9 protein-coding genes are annotated in these 13420 nt (G+C 70.5%); 8 read left to right on the forward strand and 1 reads right to left on the reverse strand.

The features are described from left to right. Positions 1-25: 25 nt before the first annotated feature. From ACPCHZ_RS04220 to ACPCHZ_RS04235, 4 genes are read left to right on the forward strand one after another with little or no spacing between them, the layout of a single operon-like run. The gene (locus tag ACPCHZ_RS04220) at positions 26-631 is read left to right on the forward strand and encodes a helix-turn-helix domain-containing protein (protein WP_423483804.1); all 606 of its coding nucleotides are present in this window, start codon (positions 26-28) and stop codon (positions 629-631) included. A gap of 27 nt (positions 632-658) precedes the next feature. Then, positions 659-1912, forward strand: coding sequence for a DUF7373 family lipoprotein (locus ACPCHZ_RS04225; RefSeq protein WP_423483579.1), 1254 nt, complete (start codon positions 659-661; stop codon positions 1910-1912). Further along, positions 1909-3120: a DUF7373 family lipoprotein gene (locus ACPCHZ_RS04230; RefSeq protein WP_423483580.1), complete on the forward strand. Its 1212-nt coding sequence runs from the start codon at positions 1909-1911 to the stop codon at positions 3118-3120. The genes ACPCHZ_RS04225 and ACPCHZ_RS04230 overlap by 4 nt, the downstream gene beginning before the upstream one ends. A gap of 22 nt (positions 3121-3142) precedes the next feature. Continuing rightward, positions 3143-5155, forward strand: coding sequence for a serine/threonine-protein kinase (locus tag ACPCHZ_RS04235; protein ID WP_423483581.1), 2013 nt, complete (start codon positions 3143-3145; stop codon positions 5153-5155). 39 nt (positions 5156-5194) lie between these two features. On the opposite strand, the gene ACPCHZ_RS04240 is transcribed toward ACPCHZ_RS04235, so the two are convergent. After that, entirely contained in the window at positions 5195-6229 is a 1035-nt protein-coding gene (locus ACPCHZ_RS04240; protein WP_423483582.1) for a sensor domain-containing protein, read from the reverse strand. A gap of 388 nt (positions 6230-6617) precedes the next feature. On the opposite strand from ACPCHZ_RS04240, the gene ACPCHZ_RS04245 reads away from it, so the two are divergent. From ACPCHZ_RS04245 to ACPCHZ_RS04260, 4 genes are all read left to right on the forward strand, one after another. After that, entirely contained in the window at positions 6618-7727 is a 1110-nt protein-coding gene (locus tag ACPCHZ_RS04245) for an FHA domain-containing protein (protein WP_423483583.1), read from the forward strand. Between the two features lies 1 nt (position 7728). Beyond that, positions 7729-9207: a peptidase gene (locus ACPCHZ_RS04250; RefSeq protein WP_423483584.1), complete on the forward strand. Its 1479-nt coding sequence runs from the start codon at positions 7729-7731 to the stop codon at positions 9205-9207. Between the two features lie 41 nt (positions 9208-9248). Further along, positions 9249-12539: an ATP-binding cassette domain-containing protein gene (locus ACPCHZ_RS04255; protein ID WP_423483585.1), complete on the forward strand. Its 3291-nt coding sequence runs from the start codon at positions 9249-9251 to the stop codon at positions 12537-12539. Between the two features lie 133 nt (positions 12540-12672). Continuing rightward, positions 12673-13389, forward strand: a complete 717-nt coding sequence (locus ACPCHZ_RS04260; RefSeq protein WP_423483586.1) for an LppX_LprAFG lipoprotein — start codon at positions 12673-12675, stop codon at positions 13387-13389. The last annotated feature ends 31 nt before the right edge of the window (positions 13390-13420 follow it).

Raw genomic sequence — 13420 nt, forward strand, 5'->3', positions numbered from 1 at the left:
ACAAAGGTGTTGGGTGGGAGGCCGAATCGTGGGAACGGCGAACGCGGCTGCGCGGCGCAGGCACGGTTCCCGGCGCGATCCCGCCATCGACGCGGCGGTACTGGCGACGACGCGCGAGTTGCTGATCGCACGGGGCTACGCGGCGACGACGATCGACCTGATCGCCGCAACGGCGGGCGTGAGCCGCCCCGCGGTGTACCGGCGCTGGAGTTCGAAGGCCCAGCTGGTGCACGAGGCGCTCTTCCCCGACCTGGGACCGGAGCAACCCGAGGACGACTTCGCCGCCGAGATCGTCCGGTTGTGTCGCGGAGCGATGCGGATGTACGGCGATGCCGCGGTGCGCGAGGCGATCCCCGGCCTGCTCAACGACCTTCGCGCGGACCGTCATTCGCGGCGGGTGCTCAGCGACCGGTTGGAGGCGGCGGCCCGCGGTGAGCTGGCCGCGCGGATGAACGAGGCGGCCAGGTCAGGGGTGGCCCGCGACGCCGTCGGCGCCGACACCGTCATGGACGTGATCGCCGGCGGTGCCTGGTACGCGGTGTGCGTGCGGCGGGTCCGCGACGTCGACGCCGCGGCGCGCGAACTCGCCGAACTCGTGCTGCGCGGCGTGCTCACTCCCGGTCACCGGTAGCAACGCGTTCGCTGGTTAGCCTGACCAATGCTGACTACTGTGGCCTGCGTGTGGGTGGGGTCGCGGTGTGTCAGGAGTGTCAAACGGTCGACGGTCGGCGGCCTCCGGGTCGGGCTCGCCGTGCTGGGCGCCGCAACGCTGCTGACCGCCTGCACCTCCGAGGTCACCGGTTCGCCGGTCACCGCGGCGGGCCCGCCGCCCGGCACCGTCGACCTCGCGGCCCTTGACGTCGGCAACTACCCCACCAAGCCGGCACCGCTGGGCACCGCGGGAAATCCCAAGGTGGGTTCGATCGTCGAAGCCCAGCGGATGGCCAACTACGTGACCGGACCGTGGGAGGTGGATCCGACCCTGGTCCTGGGGTACATCCGGCAACCGATGGTGCTCCTCCCGGGGCAGGTCTCGGTTCCCATGCTCAAAGAGGTCAACCAGGCCGCCGAGCGCCACCAGTTCGTCAACGGATTCTTCGTCTCGCGCCGGTCGAAGGACGACAAGACGTTCCTGCACAACGCCGTGCTGCGGTTCCCCGATCCCGGCGCCGCCCTCGCAGCGACCGCCGAGATCGCACGGGTGGCCGGCGAGATCCAACTACCGATGCAGACCTCGCCGGCGACGCCCATGCCGATTCCTGGCCACCCTGAGACCGTTGCCACCAGCAGCACACACAACAACGGCCCGCGAGCGTGGGCCACCGTGCGATCGGCGACCCCCCGTGGGCCGTACGTGCTGCTGCAACAGGCACAGGCGGTCGACGTGGCCGCAACTGCGACTCTGGTCGCCAGGACACTCGACCTGCAGGGCCCCCTGATCGACCAGTTCAGGGCGACGGCCCCTGCAGAATTCGCCGACCTGCAGATCGATCCCACCGGCCTGCTGGCCAAGACGTTGCCGATCGCGACCAAGGACGCCACGCTCATCCAGCGGACCGTGTACGAGCGACGAGGGGCACTGCACCTGCAATCCGACCCGGTGCTGTCCGCGGCGACATTCGATCGCGCGGGCATGGACCTGCTGGCCTACGCGAAGACCAACCTGTACCAGGGCCGCGACGAGGCCGGTGCGCAGCTGATGGCCGACGCGTTCGTCGACGAATTGGCGGCCACCAGCACACCCGCGGACGGGGTGCCGAACCTGCCCGACAGTCGCTGCCTCGCCCTCGAGCAAGGCGGCCACTTCTGCTACGCCGTCGCCGACCGCTACCTGATCGAGGTCAACGCGATGCAGCTCGCCGACGCCCATCAACGCGTTTCGGCTCAATACGCCATGCTGATGGCCGGATGAAGATCGCCGCCCCGACAACCATGCTGGTCAGGGCACTGCCGTTGTGGCTGACCGCAGCGATGCTGGTGACCGCCTGCGCGCCGACGGTCATGGGTCAAGCCCTCAGGGACCCCGACGCACCACCGGCGGTCACGCTCGACACCGGCAACTACCCCACCGTCCCGCGGCCTGCACTGGGCGTCGCCGGCCCGAACGGCGCCGCGATCGAGGCCCACCGGATGGCCGACGCCGTCGTCGGCCCGTGGGAGGTCGACCCTTCGCTGCTCGAGATCAATGCGAACACCAGGGTCTGGAAGGAACCCAGAGCGCTGGTGACCTCGATACCCGAGCCGGTGCCGACCATCGCCGCGAACCATCGCTTCCTCACCGGATTCAGCACCTCCCGCTCGTCCGACGCGCCCGGCTCCACCCTGGCCGCGCTGGAGATCGCGGTGATGCGTTTCCCCACGGTCGAGGACGCCGCAGCAGCCGCGGCGACGATGTCGGCGCAGACGGCGGCGCGGTCGCAGCCCGTTCCGCTGGACGGCCACCCCGATGCGACGGCCGCGTCGACCGAAGTGCCCGGCGGCTTGGGCATGTTCAGCTACACCCCGCGCGGCGTCTTCGTCATCTACACCTGGGCGAGGGCGCGCGACGTCAACACCGACGTGGCCGCCAGGGCAACTGCACGCGCACTCGACCTGCAGAAGCCGCGCCTCGACGCGTTCGTCCCCACCCCGCCCGACGAGTTCTCGAAGCTTCCGGTCGATCCCGACGGCGTACTCGCCCTGGCCGTCCCCGTTGCGCCCGGCGACCTCACGGTGGTGCACGGCTCGTGGAATCCCCGTGGCGCGCTGCACTACTCGACCGACCCGATCGTCTCGGGCGCACTGTTCGACAAAGCGCACGTCACGACCGTGGCCAACGCACTGGACACCCTGTACCGGACCGAACAGCCCGCGGACAGCACTGCTCTGCTCGACGGGCTGCTCGCCGAATCCTCGCGCGAACCGAACCCCCGACGCACGGACCTCGAACCGGTTCCCGGCCTGCCCGCCACCCACTGCGTCGACAACGGCGAGGTTCCTCCCGACGCACCGAAAACCGGTTCGCCCCGCTTCGAGTGCCGGTTCAGCGTCGACCGCTATGTGGCGTCGCTGTCGTCGCAGCAGCTCGAGGATCTCCACCAGCGCACCGCCGCCCAGTATCTGATGTTGACCGCGACGTGACCCGGATGAGAACAGGGCAGCCATGCCGTTGAGTGAAGGGACCGTCCTCGGCGGTTACACCATCGAGTCGGTGCTCGGCGCCGGCGGGATGGGCACCGTCTACCGGGCGAAGCACCCGAGCCTGCCGCGGAGCGACGCCGTCAAGGTGCTCAGTGCCGAGATGTCACAGGACCAGATGTTCCGCGCCCGCTTCCTGCGGGAGGCCGACATGGCCGCGACGCTCGACCATCCCAACATCGTCACCGTGTACAACCGCGGCGAGACCGACGGCCAGCTCTGGATCGCCATGCAGTACGTGGCGGGCAGCGACGCCGACCGGGAGACCACGCAGGGTCGCATGACACCCGGACGGGCGGTGTACGTCGTCGGCGAGGTCGCCAAAGCGCTCGACTACGCACACCGGCGGCAGATCCTGCATCGCGACGTCAAACCCGCCAATTTCCTGATCAGCGCCAACGACGACGGTGAGGAGCGGGTCTTCCTCGCCGACTTCGGCATCGCCCGCGCCGTGGACGAGGCCGTCGGGCTCACCCAGACCGGCACCGTGATGGCCAGCGTCGCCTATGCCGCACCGGAGGCCCTCGAGGGCACCCACATCGATCACCGCACCGACATCTACGCCCTCGGGTGCGCCCTCTACCGGCTGCTCACCGGGGCCACCCCGTTCTCGAAATCCGGTGGCCTCTCCGCGGTCGCCACCGCCCATCTGATCTCGCCGCCACCCCGCGTCACCGACCGGATCCCGGCGCTCCCAGGCGCTTTCAACGACGTCATCGCGAAGGCGATGGCCAAGGACCCCAACCAGCGCTACCAGTCGGCCCGCGAGCTGGCCCAGGCGGCGTCCGCTGCGCTGGCGGGAGGACCCGCACCGGGTGGCAGCACACAGCAGTGGGCCACCGCGCCCCCGCCGCACCTACCCGGCCCGCCGCCGCGGTCGCCGAACGACCCGATCACCTACCCCAGCGGCTGGCACCCCGCCAACGATCCGGTCACCGGATCGCGGCCACCCCTGCCGCAGCAGCACTTCGGTCCTCCGCCGGTGGCCCCGCCGAACCCGCCGGCCGCACCGCCGCGGCGCGGCCGCAGGAAACTGGTCGTCGGCGCTGCGATCGCCGCGACGGTGATCCTGGTCGCCGCGATCGCGGGGTTCGTCCTGGCCGGCGGGCCCGACGTGCCGCCCTATGAGGCACAGAGTTTCGCCCACGCGTTCGGCGAGACCGATCTCACCGCCGCGCCCGCCGCCGTCGCCGCGGTCGGCGCAGGCGATGCCGATGCCGTGCTCTCGCTGGGCGTGACACCTGTGGTGGCCTTCGCCCCCAACGCGCAGCTCCCCAGCTGGGAACAGGACAAGGTCGGCCAGTCGACCGACGTGCTCGGCTTCATCGACACCGCCGCGGTGGCGGCCGCCAAGCCCGACGTGATCATCGCGACGAGTGGAGTCGACCAGAACACCTACGAGCGGCTCTCGGCCATCGCGCCGACGATCACCCAACCCGAAGCCACCGATTCCCAGAAGTGGACGTGGCAGGAACAGCTCAAGTGGGTCGGCCGGATCCTGGGCCGGCAGGGCCGCGCCGACGAACTGCTCGGCGAGGTTCGCGACCAGCGGGCCGACCTGGAGAGCCAGAACTCGCAGCTCGTCGGGAAGTCGGTCGAAGCGCTCACCCTGTCCGATGACGGGGTGGCTCAGGTCCTCATTCCGTCCAACGCCGCCGACTACCTCGAGAGCCTGGGACTGCGCTACAACGCCGACCTGCGCCGCGGGCCGGGCGACACCACCACCACCCGCTCGGTCACCGACCTCAGCAAGCTCTACCAGATCAAAAGCGAGGTGCTGGTGGTGATCCGAACCGACAGCGCCGCGGGCGGCGGCGGTTACGACGGCCTCCCGAACGAGGTGAAGGCGTTCACCGGTGACCTGATCATCGTCGACGACAAGAACACCGTGGCCGCGCTGGCACAGCCCGGCGGTTACCTGGCGACCCAGTACCTCGATTCGAGGCTGGTGCCGGCGATGGCGCAGCGGATCAAGTAGCGCTTCCGCCGAGCCGGATGGGCGCGCGGCACCGCTCGGTCACGCCGTGATCTTGTCCGCGATCGCCTGCGCCACCGCGGCCCCGGCCAGGGGGTCTTCCGGTTTGCAGGCACGCACGTCGACCGCGACGTTGCGCCGGACGGTCAGCGCCCGTTCGCACTTCAGCGGCGGGCCGCTTTCGCGTTGCCGCTCAACGGAGATCGTCAGCATCTCGCCGGTGACGGCGGAGGGGCCGAGGACCACGGGTTCGATGTCGTCCGCACCACCACCCCAGTTCACGGTCATCGGCTTCGACTGGCATTCGGCCCACTGGTCGGCCTGTCGCTTGAAGAACGCCCGGGCGCCCGCCTCGTCGGGGAATGCCGCCAGCCCCTGGATCACCTGGTGGAAGGCCTTGGGTTCCTCGCTGACCACCTGGCCGGCCACACCGGTGGTGGGGAACGCGATGTACGTCGCCTTGTTCAGGGTGGCCCACGCGCTGAGGCAGTTCGGTGACGTCGGCGGATCCACCGTGCCGCCGGACGCCAGCACGGCCGACACCCCGGTGGGCACCAGCCCCGACGTCTGCAGGAGGGTATCGAGGTCGGCCGCCGACAGCAGGAACGTGCGAAGCGCCGCCGGGTCGACGTTGCCCGCGGGCGCCGGACTCGTCGACGAGGGTTTCGGCGTGCCACTCGGCGGGGTGCTCGATTTCGGCGGTGGCGGCCAGGTGTTGGTGCTGGGCGGGCCCGAGGCGGTGTCGTCCCCCCGCCCGACGGTGAACTCGTACGCCGCGAACGCACCGCCCGCGACGACGATGCCGGCCAGGAATGCCGCGCCGATCGCCAGTCCGCGCCGGCCCTTCTTCTCGGGCTTCGGCGCGACGGTGATGGACTGCGGCGACGACCCCGGCGGGTACCACCCGGGCGGCTGCTGGAACTGTGGCTGCGGCGCCGGCGGAAACGGCTGGTGGCCCTGGGTGGCGCCGTACGGTGCCGGCGGCGGCGTGCCGGGAGGCCGCTGACGGGCGGGCCAGTCGGCGGTGTAGTCCTCACCCTCGTGGCCGCCCGCTCGGCGCGGATCGTGCGTGTTCATCAGCTCACCCTTCCGGTGGTTTCGGACCAGCTGCCTATCTCTTTGCTGCTGTCCGTGAACGTGGCCCCGAGTATGCCAGAGCGCATCGGTTAGCGCTTCGGTTTATCGGTCGGGATATTGACGGAACTGTAGCATCCGAGGATCGTTGCGGCGGCCCCGCAAACGGAGCGGACCTCCCTCAGCCACTGAGGTAGACCCATCTGAACTGCTGGTATGTACGACCAGCGGCTCTCAGTCAGCGACTCTTCGCGCCGAGGGATTCGCAGCACCGCCAGCCGAAACCGGAGCAGGTGCTTCACATTCGCGATACCGGTGCTACAGTTACGTCGGCGCCGGACGAGGTGCCGGGAAGATTGCGGGACATGCTGACGAAGGGGGTGGCAGAGCGATGACCGACGGCCCTGGCGTTCCCGCCCTGAGGATCAACTGCGGCCTCGACGCGGGCACCTACACGGTGCGCCCCGATGACGGCCCCGTCACCATCGGCCGGATCCCGCCGGCCCGCATCCTGGTCAACGACCCGCGCATCTCCAGCAGGCACGCCCGCGTCGACGCCCTCTCCGGCCACTGGGTGCTCACCGACCTCGGCAGCACCAACGGCACGTATGTCGACGGGCACCGCATCGGCACCACCGCCATCACCGACGGCATGACCGTGCACCTGGGCAACGCCGACGGCATCCCGGTGTCCTTCACCTCGATCGCCGAGCCGGAGGCCGACGACGCCGACACAGGCGACGACCCGGAGGACGACCCGGTGGACGCGGTCGACGAGCGTCTCCTGCGTGCCGGTCAGGCCGTCGCCGAGCGGCGCCGCGAACTCGGGCTGTCCCAACGGGACCTGCTCGCCCTCGGGGTGGCGAAGAGCCAGGGGACGCTGGTCAACTTCGAGAACGGCCGCACATGGCCGCGCAGGAGCAGCCGCGCCCGCCTCGAAGAGGTGCTGAAGTGGCCGCCCGGCACCATCGCCGCGATCGTGGCGGGCGAGTCCGGACCCCCGGCACCCGGCACCGAACCCGCGGACGACAACACCGAGGTGCTGTCGAACACCGTCGAGATGCAACTGGTGGTCGACGCCGCGGAGATCGGGCTGCACGGGATCGACGCGCGCATCCTCACGCTTCCCGGCCTCGACGACCCCGGCTACGTCGATCAGGTGGGCGATCTACTGAAGGAACTGCGCAGGCTCGAGTCGATGATCAGCCGAGCCACCCTGGCGGCCAACGCGGGCGCCGACGTGGCCGTGCTGCTGAGCGAAGTCCGGCGCGCCTACAGCGATCTCATGGGCCGCGCCGCCAAGGCGCCGGGGGCGCCGCTCGGGCCGCGCCTCTACACCGCGCGCCACCGAAGCGAACTGCGCGTCGCCGAAATTGCCTCTGCCGCAGGCGTCGACCCGCGCGTCGTCACCGCCGCCGAAGCCGATCAGGCCGTCGACGCCGCGTCCGCTGAGGCACTGGAATCGGTGATCGCCACCCTCACCCGGCACTGGAGCGCCTGACATGACTTCTCACCGAAAGAGGTCCGCCGCCGCCCTGGGCGTCCTCGCCCTCTGCACCGCGGCGCTGCTCGCCGGCTGCGGCAACGACACCACCGTCAAGGGCACGCCGGTGTCGGGTCTCTTCGACCCCTTCTCCGTCGGCGGCCTGCCGGTGACCGACGGCCCCAGCGACGTCCGCGACGACGCCCCGCCGCCGGTCGGCGAGGTGCGCGACACCGACGGCGGCCAGATCGACCAGTTGATGCTGCTGACCACCAACGACGTCGCGAACTTCTGGCAGCAGAACTACGGGACGCTGCCGGGCGCCTTTCGCCCGGTCCAGAACTTCCTGTCCTACGACTCGCAGGACCCGCAGTCGCCGGAGGTCTGCGGGGCCCGCACGTACAAGCGCCCCAACGCGTTCTACTGTCACCGCGAGCGCCTGATCGCCTGGGACCGCGGCCTTCTCGTCCCCCTCGGGGTCAAATACTTCGGCAAGACGTCCGCGGCCGGGCTGATGGCCCACGAGTACGGGCACGCCGTCCAGCGGATGGCCGGGCTGGTGAACCCGCGCACCCCGACCATCGTCTTCGAGCAGCAGGCCGACTGCTTCGCCGGGGCCTACATGCGGTGGGTCGCCGAGGACGAATCCCCGCGGTTCACCCTGAGCACCGGCGACGGCCTGAACAAGATCCTCGCCGCCGTCATCGCCAGCCGGGACCCCGTGCTCACCCCCGCCGACGCCGAGATGATCGAGGAGGGGCACGGCACCGCCTTGGATCGGGTCACCGCCGCGCAGATCGGCTTCGTCTCCGGGGTCTCCGCCTGCGCCGCCATCGATCTGGACGAGATCTACCAGCGCCGCGGCGACATCCCGATGGTGCTGCAGGCCGACGAGGAGACCGGTTCGGTGAACAGCGGTCAGCTGCCCATCGGCCAGGAGTCCATCTCCTCCCTGGTGGAGGTCCTCAATGTCGTCTACAAGCCCGAGCAGCCGCCGGCCCTGTCGTTCGACACCTCGGCCGTGTGCCCCGACGCCAAGGCCGCCGCACCGGTGACCTACTGCCCGGGGACCAACACCATCGCCGCAGACCTGCCGATGCTCGAAGAGATGGGCAGGGCCGCCAACGAGGACGCCGACGGCGTGCTGCTGCAGGGCGACAACACCGCTTTGTCGGCGGTGACGTCGCGTTACATGGTGGCGCTGCAGCATCAACGCGGCCTGGCCCTCGACACGGCGACCGCCGCGATGCGCACCGCGTGTCTCACCGGCGCCGCCGACCGCGAGCTGGTCGAGCCGATCACGCTGCCGTCCGGTGGCAACTTCCAGCTGACCGCGGGCGACGTCGACGAGAGCGTGTCGGGATTGCTCACCAACGGCATCGGTGCCAGCGACGTCAACGGCTACGCGGTGCCGGCCGGCTTCACCCGCATCCTGGCCTACCGCGCCGGCCTGCAGACGAACGCCGACCGCTGCTTCGACCAGTTCGCGGACGAGTAGCCGATGACGCCGCCAGTGACTCCCGATCTCCGGAGGTACGCGTGACCGACAGAGCCTTGGCAGCTCCACCGCTGACGGTGTGGCTGGGATCGGCGATGTACACGTTCCCGGCCGGTCGCGAGGTCACCGTCGGCCGCGGCGACCAGTGCGACATCCGTGTGGACGTGCCCGAGCGGCAGGCCATCTCACGGGTGCACGCGGTGCTGCGCTACGACGGTCAGCAGTGGGTGGCCGTCGACAACAAGAGCCGCAACGGCATCTACAGCGGGGGCGCGCGCCAGGCGAGGGTGCTCATCGACGACGACGTCGACGTGACGCTCGGCGCCCCCGACGGCCCCCGGCTGACCTTCCGCACCGGCAGCCAGCAGCTCAACGTGATCAGCAGTCCCGTCGCGCCGGGCCCCTGGCCGTCGAACCCGCCGCCGTCGCGGCCGGCGACCGGTGCCATGCCGGCACCACCCGCACACCGGCCGCCGCCCCAGCCACGTCCCGTCCCGCGGCGGACGCCACCCGGCCCGCCCCGGCCCGCCACACCTCCTGCGCCGCAGCCGCCCCGCGGCGCAGCGCCGGTGACCGGCCCGAGGCCGGCGCCGGTGGTGCCACAGCCCGCCCCGGACGAGGATCTTCTCGGCAGGGTGACCGGTGCGGTCAAACGTGTGGTGCGGCCGACGGCAACCCCCGCACCGGCGGGCGCCCTGTCCGTCGGCCGGTCGGCGAGCAACACGATCGTCGTCGACGACGCCCTCGCATCCCGCGTGCACGCCTACCTCGTCGCCGTGCCCGGCGGCATGGAACTGCGCGACAACCGTTCCAGCAACGGCACTTTCGTCAACGGCGAACGCGTCACCAGCATCGTCCTCCGACCGGGTGACACCGTCGCCGTCGGCAACACCGACCTCACCTTCACCGGAACGACGCTGACACCGAAGGCGGCCACCCCGCAGGCCGGCGGTCTGCAGGCCTACCAGCTGGGCCTGGTGGTCGACGACGACAAGTCGCTGTTGTCCAACGTCAGCTTCAGCGCCGGGCCCGGGACCCTGACCGCGGTCATCGGACCCTCCGGCGCGGGGAAGTCGACCCTGATCAAGCTGCTCGGCGGCGCCACCCAGCCCACCACGGGTGTGGTGTCCTTCGACGGGCACAACGTGCAGGCCGAGTACGCCTCGCTGCGGTCCCGCATCGGGATGGTCCCCCAGGACGACGTCGTGCACCGTCAGCTCACCGTCACCAAGGCTCTGAACTACGCTGCGCAACTCCGTCTTCCGCCGGACACCAGCAGCGCCGACCGCAAGGCCGTCGTCGCGCGCGTGCTCGCCGAACTCGAACTCACCGAACACGCCGACAAGCGGGTCGACAAGCTGTCCGGCGGGCAGCGCAAACGCGTCTCCGTCGCGATGGAACTCCTCACCGGCCCGTCGCTGCTCATCCTCGACGAGCCGACCTCCGGGCTCGACCCGGCGCTCGACCGCCAGGTGATGTCGATGCTGCGCCGGCTGGCCGACGCCGGCCGCGTCGTGGTCGTCGTCACCCACTCGCTGACCTACCTGAGCATGTGCGACCAGGTGCTGCTGCTGGCACCCGGCGGCAAGACCGCGTTCGCGGGCCCGCCGGGGCAGATCGCCGCCGCCATGGGCACCAGCGACTGGGCCGACATCTTCGCCTGGGTGTCGACCAATCCCGATGCCGCCCAACAGGCCTACCTCGGCCGCAACCCGTCCGCGGCGAAACCGCCCAAGCCCTCCCCGGCCGCCGGGCCACTGGGGCAACCGGCGCGGACCAGCTCGGTCAAACAGATGCTGACGGTCCTGCGCAGGCAGGGCCGGCTGCTGGTCGCCGACCGCGGCTACTTCCTCTTCCTGGCGGTGCTGCCGTTCATCCTCGGGGCGCTGTCGCTGGTGGTGCCCGGCGACGTCGGGCTCGGCGAGGCCGACCCGCGCGGCTCGTCGCCCAACGAGCCCACGCAGGTGCTGATCCTGCTGAACATCTCGGCGGTGTTCATGGGGACCGCGCTGACACTGCGCGACCTCGTCGGTGAGCGCCCCATCTTCCGCCGCGAACAGGCCGTCGGGCTGTCGGCCGGGGCCTACCTCGTGGCCAAGGTCGTCGTCTACAGCATCGCGGCGGCCGCGCAGGTCGCGATCCTGACCGCCATCGTCGTCGCAGGCAAGGGCGGACCCACCCAAGGTGCGCTGGCGCTGGGCGATGCCACCGCGGAACTGTATGTCGCACTGGCGATCACGGCCATCGTCTCGGCGCTGCTGGGACTGTTGCTGTCGTCGATCGCCAAGTCCAGCGAGCAGATCCTGCCGATGCTCGTCGCCGCGATCATGCTGTCCATCGTCTTCTCCGGCGGGCTGATACCGGTGACCGCGCGGGTCGGCCTCGACCAGGTGTCCTGGTTCCTGCCCGCCCGCTGGGGCTTCGCCGCCTCCGCGGCGACGGTGGACCTGCTGAAGATCGCCCCGCTGGTCACCGTCGACGATCCGCTGTGGCGCCACGAGGCGACGTGGTGGCTGTTCGACATCGCGATGCTGATCCTGCTGGGGATCGCATTCACCCTCGCGGTGCGCTGGCGGCTGCGGCTACCGAGTCTCGGCGCGTCCGCGACGGATGCCGATTCCCGCAAGGGCGTGCCCGGCTGGCTGGTGGCGGTCGTCGCGCTGCTGGCGGCCGCCGCGCTAGTCGCGGCGCTGTCGGTGGTCACACGCGGTGGCGGCACCCGAGATCCGCAGGCGGCCCCCGACATTCCCGAGCAGGGGCCCGCACCCACCCAGGAGGTCATCGCTCCGGCGCAGCTGCAGGGTCTGCTCCTCGACCCGACCGCCGTCGGCTCGGTGATGGCGGCGTTGGCCGGCGCCACCGCCCAACCGCTGTCCCAGTTCGGCACCGCCACGGTGACGCCGCCCGAATGCGCCGGCGCAGCCGACGCCGGGAACACCGCCAGCTACGCCGCATCCGGTTTCACCGGTGTCGCAGGCCGGCGTCTCACCGACCCGGGCGAGCCCCGCGTCGTCGTCGACCAGTACGTGTCGAGCTACCCCGACGCCGACGCGGCGGCGATCTACCAGGACGAGCAGATCAACGCCTGGCAGGCCTGCACCGACACCACGGTCGGCGTCGGCACCCCGCCCGCCGCCGTCCGGCAGTTCATCGTCGGCCCGTCGAACAGCGAGGACGGCCGGCTCACGGTCAATCTCACCGAGGACGGGAACCGTTGCCAGCGTGCGCTGCTCACCGATTCGAATGTGGTGATCGACGTCCGGGCGTGCGGTCCGGACGTGGACCAGCAGGCAGGCGACCTCGCCGCCCAGATCGCCGACAAAATCTCATGACCGGCTCATCCGAATCCCGGAAGGAGGGCTGACCACGCCGACCAGGCGCTGCCCAGAGATTCGTGGGCCGCATACCGCAGGACAACCGATCGACCACCGCACCCCGGGTGCGGAGACCAGAAGGAGAAGTTCCATGAAATTCAGGTTCGCCATCGTGATCGCCGCGGCGATCGCTGCGATCCTCGCGCTCGCGGGTTGCCAGTCCGGCTCCGATTCCGGCAGCGGCGACGGCGGGAGCGGGCAGGACGCCGCCGCCCTGCTGCAGCAGTCCGCCGAGGCGATGCGCGGTCTGACCGGCGCGCACGTCGTGCTCACCGCCGAGGGACAGGTGCCCAACGTCAAGGTGACCACGCTGGAGGCCGACATCTCCAACAAGCCTGCGCCGGTGGGGACCGGCACCGTCACCCTCGACATGGGCGACGCCCCCGGCACCGCGAAGATCATCTACGTCGACGGTCACCTCTACTCCGACATCGCCGAGCCCGGCACGTTCGTCGACTACGGCGACGGCAACTCGATCTACAACATCTCGGTCCTGCTGGACGCCAACAACGGCCTGGCCAACGCACTGACCAAGATCAAGGACCCGAAGTCCGACGGCAGCGAGGACATCGACGGCGCGAAGACCACGAAGGTCAGCGGCACCGTGTCCACCAACGACGTCTCCGCACTGGTCGGGCTGCGCCGCGCACCGGAGAAGGAGAAGACGCTGCCGATCACCGTGTGGATCGCCGACGGGGACCCGCACTACGTGGTCCGCGCGCAGATCGCGCCGACCGACGACGCCAAGCTCACGATGACGTTCTCGGAGTTCGGCAAGCAGGTCACCGCCACCAAGCCCGCCGTCTAGCGGCCGCAACCATTCTCGGAAAGGACATCAG

This window comes from Mycobacterium sp. NPDC050041, from assembly GCF_049541695.1.
Classification (GTDB): Bacteria; Actinomycetota; Actinomycetes; order Mycobacteriales; family Mycobacteriaceae; genus Mycobacterium.